Annotated in this window: 11 protein-coding genes and 2 pseudogenes; 9 read left to right on the top strand and 4 right to left on the bottom strand. The window is 60.5% G+C overall.

Annotated elements, in window-relative coordinates:
• Positions 1–62 precede the first annotated feature (62 nt).
• From B0E42_RS15395 to B0E42_RS31775, 5 genes and pseudogenes are all read left to right on the top strand, one after another.
• A complete protein-coding gene (locus B0E42_RS15395) occupies positions 63–674 on the top strand; it encodes a LysE family translocator (protein ID WP_053178904.1) in 612 nt (203 codons plus the stop codon).
• Between the two features lie 189 nt (positions 675–863).
• Positions 864–1,991 (top strand): ABC transporter substrate-binding protein, encoded by a 1,128-nt coding sequence (locus B0E42_RS15390; RefSeq protein WP_256578314.1) that lies wholly within the window; start codon positions 864–866, stop codon positions 1,989–1,991.
• 31 nt (positions 1,992–2,022) lie between these two features.
• Positions 2,023–4,335, top strand: a pseudogene (locus tag B0E42_RS31785) (ATP-binding protein); the annotation flags it as partial.
• A 51-nt stretch (positions 4,336–4,386) separates the two neighbouring features.
• Positions 4,387–4,881, top strand: a pseudogene (locus B0E42_RS31780) (response regulator transcription factor); the annotation flags it as partial.
• Complete coding sequence (locus B0E42_RS31775; protein WP_371915895.1) at positions 4,882–5,742, top strand: sensor histidine kinase; 861 nt, start codon at positions 4,882–4,884, stop codon at positions 5,740–5,742.
• Between the two features lie 17 nt (positions 5,743–5,759).
• Here B0E42_RS31775 and B0E42_RS15380 read toward each other — a convergent pair whose 3' ends face one another.
• From B0E42_RS15380 to B0E42_RS15365, 4 genes are all read right to left on the bottom strand, one after another.
• A complete protein-coding gene (locus B0E42_RS15380) occupies positions 5,760–6,833 on the bottom strand; it encodes a DUF2955 domain-containing protein (protein WP_053187252.1) in 1,074 nt (357 codons plus the stop codon).
• Entirely contained in the window at positions 6,823–7,953 is a 1,131-nt protein-coding gene (locus tag B0E42_RS15375; RefSeq protein WP_077506769.1) for an HlyD family secretion protein, read from the bottom strand. Before B0E42_RS15375 ends, B0E42_RS15380 begins: the two co-directional genes overlap by 11 nt.
• Before the next feature lie 73 nt (positions 7,954–8,026).
• Positions 8,027–8,545 (bottom strand): transporter suffix domain-containing protein, encoded by a 519-nt coding sequence (locus B0E42_RS15370; RefSeq protein WP_024616699.1) that lies wholly within the window; start codon positions 8,543–8,545, stop codon positions 8,027–8,029.
• Positions 8,546–8,684: 139 nt separating this feature from the next.
• Positions 8,685–9,194 carry an Lrp/AsnC family transcriptional regulator gene (locus B0E42_RS15365; RefSeq protein ID WP_024616700.1) on the bottom strand — a complete coding sequence of 170 codons (510 nt, stop codon included), beginning with the start codon at positions 9,192–9,194 and terminating at the stop codon, positions 8,685–8,687.
• Positions 9,195–9,393: 199 nt separating this feature from the next.
• Between B0E42_RS15365 and B0E42_RS15360 the strand changes: the two genes are divergently transcribed.
• From B0E42_RS15360 to mdeB, 4 genes are all read left to right on the top strand, one after another.
• Positions 9,394–10,410, top strand: coding sequence for a 1-aminocyclopropane-1-carboxylate deaminase (locus tag B0E42_RS15360; RefSeq protein ID WP_077506767.1), 1,017 nt, complete (start codon positions 9,394–9,396; stop codon positions 10,408–10,410).
• A gap of 105 nt (positions 10,411–10,515) precedes the next feature.
• A complete protein-coding gene (locus tag B0E42_RS15355) occupies positions 10,516–10,977 on the top strand; it encodes a hypothetical protein (protein ID WP_053178894.1) in 462 nt (153 codons plus the stop codon).
• Positions 10,978–11,033: 56 nt separating this feature from the next.
• The gene (locus tag B0E42_RS15350; protein WP_018608167.1) at positions 11,034–11,456 is read left to right on the top strand and encodes a hypothetical protein; all 423 of its coding nucleotides are present in this window, start codon (positions 11,034–11,036) and stop codon (positions 11,454–11,456) included.
• Positions 11,453–14,152 (top strand): alpha-ketoglutarate dehydrogenase, encoded by a 2,700-nt coding sequence (gene mdeB, locus B0E42_RS15345; RefSeq protein WP_077506766.1) that lies wholly within the window; start codon positions 11,453–11,455, stop codon positions 14,150–14,152. The genes B0E42_RS15350 and mdeB overlap by 4 nt, the downstream gene beginning before the upstream one ends.
• The last annotated feature ends 1,548 nt before the right edge of the window (positions 14,153–15,700 follow it).

The raw sequence follows: 15,700 nt of genomic DNA, 5'->3' as shown, positions 1-15,700 counted from the left end.
AACCACTGTGCGTGTACTGCGCTATAAAATTTCCGCACTTCTCAACCAGGCTTATCCTTGTCATGACCGATCCCACGCTCCTCATTCCATTCATGATTTTCGCCATCGTGATGACCGGTACACCGGGCCCTAATAACGCCATGGTGTTGGTCTCAGGTGCGAAGGTGGGCGTGATGCGAACGATGCCCTTGGTCAGTGGTATCGCCCTTGGAGTCAGCTTGCAGTTCGTGCTGCTTGGACTGGGGCTAGGTGCCCTATTTGACGCGGCGCCAGGTTTTCATACAGCGCTAGGCGTTGTCGGCGCAGGCTATATCCTTTGGCTGGCCTGGAAAATTGCAACCAGCGGCCCGCTGGAAATCGGTCAAGACAGCCGGCCTCCAATGGGGCTATTAGCGGGTGCGGCATTTCAGTGGATAAATCCGAAAGCGTGGGCGCTTTCAATTAGCGCATCTGCAACCTATATACCCGTCGAAAACCATGTCCTGAACCTATGTATAGCAGCTGCTCTATTGGCGGCTCTGTCGATGCTATGCGTGGGAGTCTGGGCAGTGGGTGGGGCTGCATTACGTCAGGTGCTAACGCGCCCCAGCTATTCGTTAGCCTTCAACGTGTCCATGTCCATCATTTTGATACTGACTACGATGCCTGCGATTCTGCGGTTGGCCCTTTCATAGCCGTAGCCGATGTGACCTTGTGTATCGCTCAGTTGGCTGAAATCCTTCCATGGCTGCGCGAAGCGGGCACGTTGAGACTATGCTCATTGCCACTGCAGGCAATGTACTGGTTTCACTTGTCGCCCACCAAGGAAAGGAGTCTGTATGTGTCTGATTCTTCATAGCCGGTTCTATTATTTGAATGGTCGAATGCGCAGTCTGGTAACGCGTGTCCATCGACGTATTTCGACCATCCACAAAATCTTCTGGCGCTTGGCCGGCTGCGTGACCGGGCTGGCGCTGGTTGCTGTCAATCCAGCCCACGCTGCCGACGGCGGCATCGCCGGCGGCCCTACCGCAAGCTATAGCATTGCCTTCAGCAACTCCTACGCTGGCAGCGATTTTCGCAAGGTGATGGTGCGCAACTGGCAGGAGATTGCGGTCCAGGCGCAAAAGGATGGCTTGATCCGCGAGGCGCCGGTGGTCAGCGCTAATAACTCGGCATCGGAACAAGCGGCCCATATCCAGGACATGATCGTCAAGGGGGCCAACGCCATCGTCATCCTGGCCGCGTCCGACACGGCCCTCAACGGGGTGATCCGCGATGCCTGCAACGCCGGCATCGTGGTGGTTGTCATGGCCAGCCTGGTCACCGAACCCTGCGTCTATACCGTCGACTACAACTGGTCCGCCATGGGGCGCGTGGAAATAGACTATATCGCCGAGCGACTCAAGGGGAACGGGACGTTGCTGGAGATCCGCGGCATTGCCGGCGATGCCACCGATAAAAACATCAGCGACGGCATTCGCAAGGCCGCCAGCGACTATCCGGGCCTGAAGTTCGCCAAGACCGTGTACGGGCACTGGACGGCTTCTGTCGCACGCAAGGAGGTGGCGCTGGCGCTGCCGTCGCTGCCCAGCATTGATGCCGTCGCGACTCAGGGCGGCGACGGTTATGGCGCGGCCATGGCCTTCAAGGCGGCGGGACGCCCTTTGCCGATCATCGTGATGGGGAACCGTCAGGACGAACTCGCCCTGTGGAAGCAGGAGCGCGATGCCAATGGCTACGAGACCGTCTCGGTCTCCGCTTCCCCGAGCGTCTCCCAGGTGGGTTTCTGGGTGGCCCAGCAGATTCTGGCGGGCAAGCAGGTGCCGAAGTTCGTCGAGGTGCCGCTGGTACGCATCGATGCGAAAGACCTGGACACCTGGCTCGCCACGATGCCGGTGGGCGGCGCTGCCAATCCTCTCTACAGCCAGGCTTCCGTTGCGGCGATGATCGACGCGGCCATCAGCAATACGGCGGCGCCGACGCCTTTGCCGGAGGTGACGAAGCAGTAGTGGCAGGCGTGGAGCGAGGGGGCGAGGCGCCATGTTGACATTCAAATCCTCCACGGACAGGCCCATTGCCGTCAGGATTGGCCTGGCGGTCGCCGCGCTGGTGTTCCTGATGCTGGTGGTATCGCTGGTGAACCTCTATGGCCTGCGCGGCATGGTGCGTGCGGTGGATTCCGCCAGCCATTCCGCGGAAATTCTGGCCTCGGTCAACGGCGCCACCGGGCGGGTGGAAAACTTCATCGCCACCCGCGACCAGGAAAGCCTGTCCCAGGCCGAAGGCATGGTGGCGACGGCTATCGCCGGCCTCACTGCCATTCCGGTGGCAGAGGCGCAATCGCTCAAGGGCAGTCTGCAAAGGCTCGCCGCGGCAATCGCCACCTTGCGAGCGGCGACCCTGACCATGGATGGCGAAACGGAGAACATGACAGCCCATTACGGGCGGATGCGAGAGGCGACGATCCTCGTCGAACAGGGCATCGCCGATGGGCTGAAGGGGGTTGATGCCCGCGCCGCTGAGCACGAGGCGCGGGTGAGCAACATCGAAAGTGCTCATCGCATTCTGGATATCCTGCGCAACGGCGAACGGATCATCATCGCCAATGTGGCCAAGATGCTGGTGACCGGTAATGGGGCGGCCGCCACCGCGGCGCGGAACGCCAGCGCGGCACTCGCGCCCGTGGTCGAGCAATTGCGCGAGTTGATGACGGCGCCGCAGGAGCGAGAGAACGTGGACCAGTTGGCGACGGCGGTCGCTGCGGTCAGCCTGGCGGTCGGGCACCTTGGCGAGGCGCCCAAGCTCCGGGGAGACGAGGCTTTGCGGCAGCTCGTCGCCGTCGGGGATGTGGTCGAGCGCCTCGAGGCAATGTTGGCTGAAGTGGAAGGGCAGGTTGTCCATGACGCAAGCGACATTCAGGCTGCAACCGGTTTGCTGAACAATGCCGCCGCGTTGTCCAAGCGTTTTGCCGAGCGTGTTGCCACCCTGGAGGCGCAGACCCTGTCGTTTCGCCTGTCACCGTCGGCCGAGGTCGCCGGCTCGGTCGGCGGCATCCTGGACGAGCTCACCCGTCTCTCTCGCGTTCTCCCTTCGTCCGTGGGGCTGCAAGCCAAGGCTACCCCCCTGACTGTCACCGATCAGATTGCTGGCTACCGGGCGGCATTCGCCAGGTTCCATCAGGCGAGCAACGCCTTGAGCGGCGCGCGCGACCAGGTTCGCAACGAGGCACGAAGCGCCGGCCTGTTGGTGGCGCGCTTCGCTGGCCAGGCGCGCTCCGATGCCTTGATCCACAATGATCGCGGCATGCTTGCGACGATCGTTGCCGGTACTGTCGCCATCCTGCTGGCCGGCGCTATCGCCTGGAGCACGTCGCGATTCATCGCTCAGCCCATCGTGGCCCTGGCCTCGGTCATGCGCCGGCTTGCGGCCGGCGACCTGAACGCCGAGATCGCCAGCGCCGAACGCGGCGATGAGATTGGAATCATGACCCGCGCTGTGCGGGTGTTCCAGGAGAATGCCCTGCGCATCCGGGTGCTGGAGGCCGAGGCCGAAGCCGAACGGCAGCAAGTCCAGGCCTCTTTGGAGAGAATGGTCGCCGAGCGGACCGACACGCTGCACCACCAGACCGAGGTGCTGGAGGCGCAGGCCATCGAACTCATTCAGGCGCGCAACCAGGCCGAGACGGCTAACCAGGCAAAGAGCGATTTCGTGGCCACGGTCAGCCACGAACTGCGCACCCCCCTGACCCTCATTCTCGCTCCCCTGGAGCAACTCTCGGCGGCAACCACCCCGCCGGCGGACTGGCATGTGCAAGTCGAGCGTGCTCAACGCAACGCGCTGCGCCTGATGAACCGGGTGAACGACATCCTCGATTTCTCCAAGGCCGAAGCGGGCAAGTTCGAGTTGTGTCCGATGCCCGTTGACTTGAACAAGACGGTGGGTGTGCTGGCCGAAGATGCCGCCATGGTGGCCGAGGGCAAAGGCTGCACCTTGACCTGCAGCATCGATCCCGCGCTTGGCACGGTGTTCCTGGATCCCCGGCACTTCGAAAAGATTCTCCTCAACCTGGTGAGCAATGCCATCAAGTTCACGCCCGCTGGCGGCACCGTGCACCTGGCAGTGACTGCGCTTGATGGCGAGCGATTCGAGCTCGCGGTGCAAGACTCGGGGATTGGCATTGCGCCTGACAAACTGCCGTTGCTGTTCCAGCGTTTTTCCCAGATCGACAATTCCGCCACGCGCCATTACAGCGGCACCGGCATCGGTCTCGCCCTGGTCAAGGATCTGGTCAAACTGATGGGCGGCGAAGTCGGCGTCAACAGCGAGCCCGGACAGGGCTCGTGCTTCTTTGTTCGACTTCCGCTGGGGGCTGAGCAAAACACCGTACCGCCCGAAACCAGCAATATGCACGAGCGATCGTCACCGAGCACAGCAAGCACAACCGAGCAGCGCCACCTGCGTTTCGACGACGGTCGCCTTGGCAGTCGCAATGACCGGGCGCCGATGGACGACGCGGAGGAGCAGCACTCGGAACACGCTTTGCGATCCAACGTGCTCGTGGTCGACGACAGCCCGGAAATGCTTGGCTATCTCCGCGAGCTGTTGCGCGACGACTACAGCGTCGCCACCGCAACGGATGGGGAGCAGGCCTGGGCACTCCTGCAGCGTCAGCCCATCGATGTCGTCGTCTCGGATGTGATGATGCCGAAGCTCGACGGCTTCGGCCTGACAGCCAGAATCAAGGCCAGCGCCGGTTTTGCCCATTTGCCCGTGATCCTGGTGACCGCCCGCGGCGGTAGCGAGGCCTGCGTCTCCGGGCTGGAGAGTGGCGCCGATGACTATATCGCCAAACCCTTCTCGCCGCTGGAGCTCAAGGCTCGCGTACGCGCGGCGCTGCGCATGAGCCAGGTGCAAACCGAACTGAATGCAAAATCCCGTCAGGCGGGCATGGCCGAAATCGCCACGACTGTGCTGCACAACGTCGGCAACGTCCTCAACAGCGTGAACGTATCGGCAGAACTGGTCAGCAGCCAGATGCGCACTTCCAAAGCCCAGGGGCTGGGCAAGGTGGCGCAAATGATGAACGAACACGTCCATGACCTGAGCGATTTTCTCACCAAAGACCACAAGGGAAAGATGCTGCCCGACTACCTGCTCAAGCTGGCGAAAGTGGTGGCGCAAGAGCAGCAGGGCATCATCGAAGAACTCGAACAACTCACCAAGGGCATTGATCACATCAAAACCATTGTCGCTGCCCAGCAGTCCTATGCCGTCGCCGTCAGTATTGTTGAGACAGTGCCGGTCGCAGAGTTGATCGACGATGCCTTGCGCATGAGTGCTGGATTACTGGCGCGCCAGGAAGTGACGGTGGTCAAGGACATTGCCGACTTGCCCCTGCTGCCCCTGGACCGGCACCGGATGCTGCTGATTCTGGTGAACCTGATCAACAATGCCAAGCAGGCGTTGGACGGCGTGATCGATCGCAGCCGATGCGTCACGTTCGGCGCGTCTCTCGCTGACGGGGCAGTATTGCGTATCACGGTGGCCGACAACGGTAATGGGATTGCGCCTGAGCACCTGGCGCGGATCTTTTCCCATGGTTTCACGACGCGCAAAGACGGTCACGGTTTTGGCCTGCACAGTTGCGCGCTGGCCGCACAGGAAATGGGGGGCAGCTTGAGCGTGCGCAGCGACGGGGCAGGACAGGGCGCAACCTTTGTCCTCGATATTCCCCTTGAGGCGCCGCCGAGTAAGCGGTGAACACCGAGCCGCGGATGCTACTGGTCGACGGACGATAGGCTGCGATGGGCGTCGGCCGCCTCGGCCGGCATGACGCCCGCCCTTGGCCACAACAGCGCGGCCAGGCCAACGGCATAGACAACCGCAAACAGCACGTAGGCGATACGGGTGGAAAACAGCTGGGGCGTTTCCGTCGGCAACGGTGATACACCAAGCCCGAACAGAATAAGGAAGGTCATGAGCCCCCCGCCGAATACTTTGCCAGCGGTGTTACCGATGGCGGCTTTGCCGGCAAACAGCAGGCTTACCAGCAGCAGGATCAGCGCCACCAGCCACAGGGTCGGCCGCAGTTCGAACAGCGTAAAGGCCAGGGAAGCCACCACCCCGCCCAGCAGGTTGACCATCACCAGGCCAAGGGCGGTGCGGCTGCTCATGCCTAGCGAAAACTGGCTAAGCAACGAGGCCACCGTGATGGGGACGACCATCGCTGTGGCCAGCCGCGGGGCGCTCAGGCACAGGGCAACCATGGCCAGCAGAATCGCCGCGCTGGCCATGGCCTGGTGAATCACCAGCGTCAGCTCGCGCGGCTGTGCGATTTGCTGGTCGGTGTATTCACCAGCAGGGTCGGGCAGCAGCGCATGGGCGCCCCAAGTCAGCAGCAATCCCAGGCTGACCGCCTTGACCAGCACTAGCACGATGGACTCGCCCAGATCGCGCTGCACGATATCGAGCATCGGTACCACAATGGCAATGACCAGCATCAGCGCCGGCCCCGCGCCGCCCTGTTGTTGGCCTTGCGCGGTAAAACAGGCGAAATAAAACAGCCACAGCACCGGCAGGAGCACCCACGGCCGCTCACCGAGCATGCCGGTCATACACACCAGCAGTGCGCCGGTCAGCAGACTCACCAGCAACGTTATCAATCCCTGAGACAACGCTGGTGCGCGGCGGCTGGCCAAGAGGAACTGGATGGCGAACAAGGGCGCGAGAAAAGGCAGGATGTCGCCCAGGACCAGACCCGTGCACAAGCCCACGGTCGCTGCCAGGGCGACGCGCAATCCCTGGCGCTTGATCCGCAGCAGCTCCAGCGCAGCTTGCCCGTCAATTGACATAATTCAGCCAGGCGCCCAGGCGTGTCATAAATGCCCCTAGCGCGTTAGTCATGCGGTTGTCATCGGTGTAGATCACCACGGTCACTTGCGAGCCGTAGCGCGGGCCGATCGGGTGCGGTTCCTCCACGAGCAGGCGCACCGGAAAGCGCTGCGGGTCGCGCACCCAACCACTCTCGTTGCGCACCGAGGGCAGGGCGGAGTGGCTGCTATCCTGTTGCGCGACACCCCAGCCGACGCTTTCAACGCGGCCCTTGAACACGCGGCCTGGCAATACATCGAACACCAGTTCCGCCGGGTCGTCAGCCTGCACATGCTCCAGGCTGTTTTCCTTGAAGGCGGCAGACACCCATACGGTGCCTCTGTCGATGAAGGTCAGTGCCGGTTGGCCAGCGCTGACGACCTGACCCACGGCGAGCTGGAGATGGGTAATCACGCCATCGGCGGGTGCAATGACTTCGGTACGCACCAGGTCGAGCCGGGCTTTTTCCAGTGCGGCCAGGGCTTGCTTGAATTGCGGGTTGTCGTTGCCTTTGGGCCCTAATTGCTGACGCGCCCGCTCCAGGTCGGCTTGGGCTTTGCTCACGGCCGCCTCGGCGGAGCTCAGCGAGGCCTTGGCTTCATCCTGGCGCGCCGGGGCGAACACACCGCGCTCGACCAATTGGTTCACCCGCCGGGCTTGCTCGCGTATGTTGTCACGCTGCGCGCGCGCCGACACCAGCTGTGCCTGGGCGGCATCCACCGAGGCGGTGCTGGCACCCAACGCCTGGCCGGTTTCTTCCAGCCGCGCTTCAGCCTCGCTGACGACAAGCTTGTAGGGTTGCGGGTCGATACGAAACAGCACCTGGCCAGTCTTCACCCGGGCATTGTCGAGCACCGCAATTTCTGTCACACGACCACCCACCTCGGCAGCCATTTGCACGACATAGGCTTGCACCACGGCTTGCGACGTCGAGGGCGTGCGTCGTTCCATAAAAATGGAGAGGGTAAACAGCACGGCGATCAACACCGCCACACCTAGTGCAATGCGCCGCAGTGGATTGGCTGGCGCAGGCTTTTCAGCAGGCGGTTCGGTTTGGCGCTCAGGCTCGACGGAAACGGGAGCGTTCTGTGTTTCGGGCATATCGGCACCTGTAAGTCATGGCGCTTCAAGAACAACCGACAGCGCGCCGGGGGGAGGCGATCCGGGCGTTGGCTCAGACCGGGTCGGAGGCAGTGACCCGTGCGGTTCGGATAAACAGCGCGCGCAATTTCTCCCAGAAATTGCCACCCAGTACAAAGAAGCTGCCAACCAACAGTGCATCGCCCAGCAGTTGCAATGCCCAGCTATTGGGGCGCAGACCGGGCGCGAGGGTGTCGACATAGGGTTCGAGAAAGGAACACACCAACGGCAAGCAGAACATCACCAGGCCAATACGGTGGCGGGTGACGCTTACCTCTTGCTCAGCGTTGGGCACAAGGCCCGACACATAGCTGAATACATGCTGCTTGAGCTCTTGGAAACCCGCCTTGCCCATCACGGCGATCACCAGCAGCAACAACACCTTGTTGATGATGAACAGGGCGCCGGTGATCGCGGCGATGGTGGAGCGGGGCACATCCGCGGCCGCTGCCAGTGGCACCAACAACCACAACGTGAGCATTAGACAAAGAATGGCGATGCCTAACTTGAAACGCCATTTCGCGGACGTTGCCGGAGACTGTGCCGTGGTCATGCTGCCTTACCTTTCTTTGAACATTGTTATTGGTTGTGGTCTGGAGCGAAATTGAGCTTAGCAGCTGGATTGCCAACGCATTCAGTCGTGTCAGTTTTTCTGCGCATGCCCCCGATGCCTGCTCGATCTGACGGGAGCCTCAAAGGGGGATGTGGGTTGTCGACAAGACCTGGCGCAAGCCCATGAACGAGCGAATCTGGCGAACCCCGGGCAGGTAAAGCAATTGCTCCGCGTGGAGCCGGTTGAAACTGTTGCTGTCCTTGGTGCGCAGCAACATGAAGTAGTCGAACTCCCCCGTCACCACATGGCACTCCATGCAGCCGGACACTTTTTGTGCGGCCGCCTCGAATGCGGCGAAGGATTCCGGTGTGGAGCGGTCCAGCACCACGCCGATCAAGACCACCATCCCCGCATCCAGCGCTTCATTGTCCAACAGGGCGACGATGTTCTTGATCAGCCCGACCTGCTTGAGTCGTTCCACGCGCCTGAGGCAGGCCGGGGCACTCAACTTCACCTTCTCTGCAAGCGCCACGTTGGAGATGGAGGCATCCCGTTGCAGGGCCTTGAGAATCGCGCGGTCGGTTCGATCCAGTGGCTGCGGCACTGGGGCCGTAGTGCCCGGCTTCTTGTGAGTGTTTGTTGCTCTCATGTTGAATTCCACGCATTAAAAGTATGTTTGGTGTTACTTAATGGAAATTATGTTTTTCCAAGTGGCGGAAACTTGCAACACATATTTTTTGGATTCTTCTTAATATTGAACTCATCGAAGCCCCTCTGGAAAGAGCCTGGAATGCGGCCTTTTCCCTTTCGGTCTGGCGCTTGGATATCCCATATCAAGGAGCAGAGTCATGAACCTGAATCGTTTTGAACGTTATCCATTGACCTTCGGTCCTTCGCCCATCACGCCCTTGAAGCGCCTCAGTCAACATCTGGGGGGGAAGGTCGAGCTGTATGCCAAACGTGAAGACTGCAACAGTGGCCTGGCCTTTGGTGGGAACAAGACACGCAAGCTCGAATACCTCATTCCCGAAGCGCTCGAGCAAGGCTGCGATACGCTGGTCTCCATCGGCGGCATCCAGTCGAACCAGACCCGCCAGGTCGCTGCCGTCGCTGCCCACCTGGGCATGAAGTGCGTGTTGGTGCAGGAAAACTGGGTGAACTATTCCGACGCGGTGTATGACCGCGTCGGCAACATCGAGATGTCGCGGATCATGGGCGCTGACGTGCGGCTTGACGCCGCTGGCTTCGATATTGGCATTCGGCCAAGTTGGGAAAAGGCCATGAGCGATGTCGTGGAGCAGGGTGGCAAACCGTTTCCGATTCCGGCGGGTTGTTCCGAACACCCCTACGGCGGCCTCGGTTTCGTCGGCTTTGCCGAAGAAGTGCGGCAGCAGGAAAAAGAATTGGGCTTCAAGTTTGACTACATCGTGGTCTGCTCGGTGACCGGCAGTACGCAGGCGGGCATGGTTGTCGGTTTCGCGGCTGACGGTCGTTCGAAGAATGTGATTGGTATCGACGCTTCGGCCAAGCCGGAACAGACCAAGGCACAGATCCTGCGCATCGCCCGACACACGGCTGAGCTGGTGGAGCTGGGACGCGAGATTACCGAAGAGGACGTGGTGCTCGATACGCGTTTCGCCTACCCGGAATATGGCTTGCCCAACGAAGGTACATTGGAAGCCATCCGACTGTGCGGCAGCCTTGAAGGTGTGCTGACAGACCCGGTGTACGAAGGTAAATCGATGCACGGCATGATTGAAATGGTCCGTCGTGGCGAATTCCCCGAAGGTTCCAAAGTGCTTTACGCACACTTGGGCGGGGCGCCGGCGCTGAACGCCTACAGCTTCCTGTTTCGTAACGGCTGAGCGTAGAACTGCTTGGAGTTGCCTGTGGGAGCCCCTGTGGGAGCGAGCTTGCTCCCACAGGGGATTGTGTCAGCCAGGCTCAGGAATCACGCTGGGAGTACCACCATGCATGCGATATCGCAGTCTGCAATCTGGGTGAAAGAACCGCTGGCGGATACCGGGGTCGTCATCGTGACCAGCGCCGCGTTACCCAAGTACCTGATTGACAAGTTGCACATGGAGATCGACGACTGGGACCAGGTTGCTTACCTGGTGGTCCAGCAATCCAGGGCGTTTATGCTCGACTGGTTGCAGTTTGGGTCCAACCCGATAGATGCAGCGCCGGCGACCACCTGCCGGGCCAGCCAACTGCTGCGCGGCGTATCCAAAGGCTGCTTTTTACTGGATGTCGAAGTCAGCCCGATACCCCGTCTCGCCTGGCTGGGATCAGTCTGCGGTCACCCACTGCGTGTCCTCAAACTGGAAGACGTAGCCTCCCACGCAGCGATCGATAAACAGGTGGAAGAGATTTTATCGGTGACCCGGACACTGGTGAAAAGCGGCTTGCAAGAGCGTTGTTTCATCTAGCGAAAGTCATCGCCACACACGCCTGAATTGATGACCCCAATGGAAAGGCCGCACTCATGAGCCGATCTGCCGACTGTCGTTCTAAAACCATGAAGTGGATGCGTGAACCTTCGAGCTGTACCCGCATCGTTGTCATCGTGTCCGCAATTGACAGTGATCATATTGACCTGATGCATCATGGGTTCAGCTGTTTTGACAATATCGCGCTTGTGCAGGTTGAGCCTTCGGATACAGGGGCTGGCAGGTGCGTTGAAGTACACGTAGCGGGGTGTGATTACAGCTTTCTCGTTTGCGGTGAACTTGAAGAGTATCTATTGAACAATCTTTCCATTGGCAACCCGTGCATCTACCAGATAGGGCAAGACAGCTGGGCCGAGCGCTCCGTCATTGACGCGGTAGAGCAAGTCAAAAAACTCGCCCGATTGAGCTATTCGCGCCACCTTGAAGCGTTGCCCGACATTTGCAGGAGATGCCCATGAACCTGTTCGATATTCATGCCCAATGGCCGGGCCAGACCACTGAAGATGCTCAAGAAGTTGCTGAATGGCGGGACGCCTTGCTGTCGGTTATCGCCCATAGCGGCACGGCACAGGCCAAACAGATTCTCGACATGCTGGTGGCTGTGGCAAGCGCCTCGGACATCGGTTGGCGGCCCAGCCATGGCACGCCTTACATCAATACCATCAGTGTTGAGTGCCAGCCGGTATTTCCAGGGGACCTGGCCATCGAAGAACGGCTGGCCTCGATCATGCGCTGGAATGCGTTGGCCATGGTTGCCAGGGCCAACTACGCCTATGGCGAATTGGGCGGCCATATCGCCAGTTATGCCAGCGCGGCGGATTTGTTCGAAGTGGGCTTCAACCATTTTTTCAAAGCGCGAACCGAAAGGAGCGGTGGCGATCTGGTGTTCTATCAGCCGCACTCGGCGCCAGGGGTCTATGCCCGGGCGTTCCTCGAGGGACGCCTGGAAGAACAGGATCTGCTGCATTATCGGCAAGAGATCAGCGCGCGCGCCAAGGGTGTCCGGGGGCTGTCGAGTTACCCGCATCCTTGGTTGATGCCGGACTTCTGGCAGTTTCCGACCGGTTCCATGGGCATCGGTCCGATCAGCTCGATCTACCAGGCGCGCTTCATGCGTTACCTGGAGCATCGAGACCTGCAAGACACCTCCGGGCGAACCGTCTGGGGTGTGTTTGGCGATGGGGAAATGGATGAGCCGGAAAGCATGTCGGCACTGACGCTGGCCGCGCGGGAAGGGCTGGATAATCTGGTCTGGGTGGTCAATTGCAACCTGCAACGGTTGGACGGGCCGGTTCGTGGCAATGGTCGCATCATCGACGAGCTGGAGGCGTTGTTTGGTGGGGCAGGCTGGAACGTCATCAAACTGGTCTGGGGTTCCGACTGGGACAGTTTGTTTGCGCGTGATACAGATGGCGCGCTGGTCAAGGCGCTGTCCAGCACCGTCGATGGACAGTTCCAGACGTTCGCGGCAAAAGACGGGCGCTTTAACCGTGATCATTTCTTTGGTCAGAACGAGGCATTGGCGCAGTTGGTACAAGGCCTGAGCGATGAACAGATCGACCGTCTGAAACGTGGCGGTCACGACATGGTGAAGATCTTCGCCGCCTATCAAAGCGCGCTGCTCGAAGGCAAGAAACCCACCGTGATTCTGGCGCAGACCAAGAAGGGCTTCGGCATGGGCGATGCCGGGCAGGGCAAGATGACCGTGCACCAGCAGAAGAAGCTCGACAGGGAGGCGCTGATCGCGTTCCGCAATCGTTTCAACCTGCCGTTGACCGATGAACAGGCCGCTTCGTTGAGCTTCTTCAAGCCCGCTGAAGACAGTGCTGAAATGCGCTATCTGCATGAGCGTCGCCGTGCATTGGGCGGCTACATGCCATCGCGTCCTTCGACTGCCGAATCATTGGCGGTGCCTGACGTCAGCAGCTATGGCGCGTTTGCCATTGCTGCCCAAGGCAAGGAAATGTCCACCACCATAGCGTTCGTTCGAATGCTCAGTGGTCTGCTGCGGGACAAACAACTGGGCCCGCGCATCGTGCCGATCGTGGCGGATGAAGCGCGTACGTTCGGCATGGCCAGCCTGTTCAAGCAGATCGGTATTTATTCCAGCGTGGGGCAGCGATATGAGCCGGAAGACATCGGTTCGATCCTGAGCTATCGAGAAGCGCTGGACGGCCAGATTCTCGAAGAGGGCATCAGCGAGGCGGGGGCGATCAGTTCCTGGGTTGCAGCGGCGACCAGCTATTCGGTGCATGGCTTGCCGATGCTGCCGTTCTACATCTACTACTCGATGTTCGGCTTCCAGCGTATCGGCGACCTGATCTGGGCGGCGGCGGATCAACGGGCCCGCGGCTTTCTGCTCGGGGCCACGGCAGGTCGCACGACATTGGGTGGCGAAGGCCTGCAGCACCAGGACGGCAACAGTCATCTGATGGCGGCGATGGTCCCCAACTGCCGTGCCTACGATCCGGCATTTGCCGGCGAGTTCGCGGTGATCCTGGATCACGGCATGCGTCAGATGCTGGAGCGTCAGGTGGACGAGTTTTATTACGTCAGCTTGATGAACGAGAACTACCCGCAGCCCAACCTTCCTGAAGGCGTCGAACAGGCGATTATCAAGGGCATGTATCGGTTCGCCCGGCATGAAGTCGAGGGCGCGCGTGGAAGTGTCCAGTTGTTGGGTTCCGGCGCCATCCTGCGCGAAGTGATTGCCGCCGCCGAGTTGCTGGAGAGCGATTGGGGTATCGACAGTCAGGTCTGGAGCGTTACCAGCTTCACCGAGTTGGCACGTGATGCCCGTGAAGTGGAACGTTGGAATCGACTGCATCCTGGAGAGCCTTCGCGCCGTAGTCATGTCCAGGCGTCGCTCAACGACTCGGTGCCGATCATTGCCTGCACCGATTACGTTCGCGCCTTGCCGCAGTTGATCGCCAGTTATCTCGATGCCCGCTACACGGTACTCGGGACCGACGGGTTTGGCCGTAGTGATACCCGCGACCAGTTGCGCAGGTTCTTCGAAGTGGACCGCCACCAGATTGTCTTGAGTGCGCTGACTGCCCTGGTGCGTGAGGGGCGTGTAGACGCCAGTGTCTGTGCCGAGGCTATTGAGCGTTATGCCATTGACGTTGACGCAGTAGTCCCTTGGGACGCTTGATTTCAGGGGGGTGTGTATATCCGTTGCTGTGGTAACGGCCACTGACGGTTCCGCTTTTACAGCGGCTCACTTTTGAGAAGCGCAAAAGTAAGCAAAACGCTTCTGCCCCACCACTCGGCACCTCGCCTAGGCTCGGTGTGCCTGAACGAAGGCATTGCTCCGTGGGCCCGCCGCGAAGGGCCATCCATGGCCCAGCGCGGCTAACCCGGCATCCATGCCGGGTTGCCCACTGCGCAATACCTTCGTTCAGCCAGCGTGGTTAACGGGGCGCCGAGATCAACGTCCACCGCGAGGCGGCCTAACAGCCGACCTGGTTCTTGGTGGGACCGCGTTTCTCCTGTGGGAGCGGGCTTGCCCGCGAAGGCGGTGTGTCAGTTTGCGGTGATGTTGGATGTGCTGGCCTCATCGCGAGCAAGCTCGCTCCCACAGGTTTTGCGGTGTGCATGAGTTTTGTGTCTGCCAAAGATCCAATGTGGGAGCGAGCCTGCTCGCGATAGCGGCCTGACAGCCGACCTGGTTTTCCCAGGTGGACCCAATCCCAGTGTGGGAGCGGGCTTGCCCGCGAAGACGGCGGCACATCCAACGCTGATGCAAGCTGATCCACCGCCATCGCGAGCAAGCTTTGCTCCCACAGGAATTTGCAGTGGCCGAAAATCTGTAGATCGTTCCCGACGCAGTGTGGGAGCGGGCTTGCCCGCGAAGAGGGCGGCACATCCAACGCTGATGCAAGCTGATCCACTGCTATCGCGAGCAGGCTCGCTCCCACAGGAATTTGCAGTGGCCGCAAATCTGTAGATCGTTCCCGACGCAGTGTGGGAGCGGGCTTGTCCGCGAAGACGGCGGCACATCCAACGCTGATGCAAGCTGATCCACCGCCATCGCGAGCAAGCTTTGCTCCCACAGGAATTTGCAGTGGCCGCAAATCTGTAGATCGTTCCCGACGCAGTGTGGGAGCGAGCCTGCTCGCGATGACGGCGGCACATCCAACGCTGATGCAAGCTGATCCACCGCTATCGCGAGCAAGCTTTGCTCCCACAGGAATTTGCAGTGGCCGCAAATCTGTAGATCGTTCCCGATCCAGTGTGGGAGCGAGCCTGCTCGTGATGACGGCGGCACATCCAACACTGATGCAAGCTGATCCACTGCTATCGCGAGCAAGCTTTGCTCCCACAGGGATTTGCAGTGGCCGCAAATCTGTAGATCGTTCCCGATCCAGTGTGGGAGCGGGCTTGCCCGCGAAGACGGCGGCACATCCAACACTGATGCAAGCTGATCCACTGCTATCGCGAGCAAGCTTTGCTCCCACAGGGATTTACAGTGGCTGCAAATCTGTAGATTGTCACCGACTCAGTGTGGGAGTGGGCTTGCCCGCGAAGACGACAGCCAATTCAAAACTGAACCACCGCCTTCGCGAGCAAGCTCGCTCCCACAGGAGAAACGCGGTCCCACCAAGAACCAGGTCGGCTACCAGGCCGCCTCGCGGTGGACGTTGATCTCGGCGCCCCGTTAACCACGCTGGCCGAACGCAGGCATTGTGGAGTGGGCATC

Origin of the sequence: Pseudomonas sp. A25(2017), assembly GCF_002001065.1 — a bacterium.
GTDB classification, from domain to species: Bacteria; Pseudomonadota; Gammaproteobacteria; order Pseudomonadales; family Pseudomonadaceae; genus Aquipseudomonas; species Aquipseudomonas kilonensis.
Note: the sequence above shows the minus strand (reverse complement) of the source record. Positions and strands in the feature narration are given on the sequence as shown.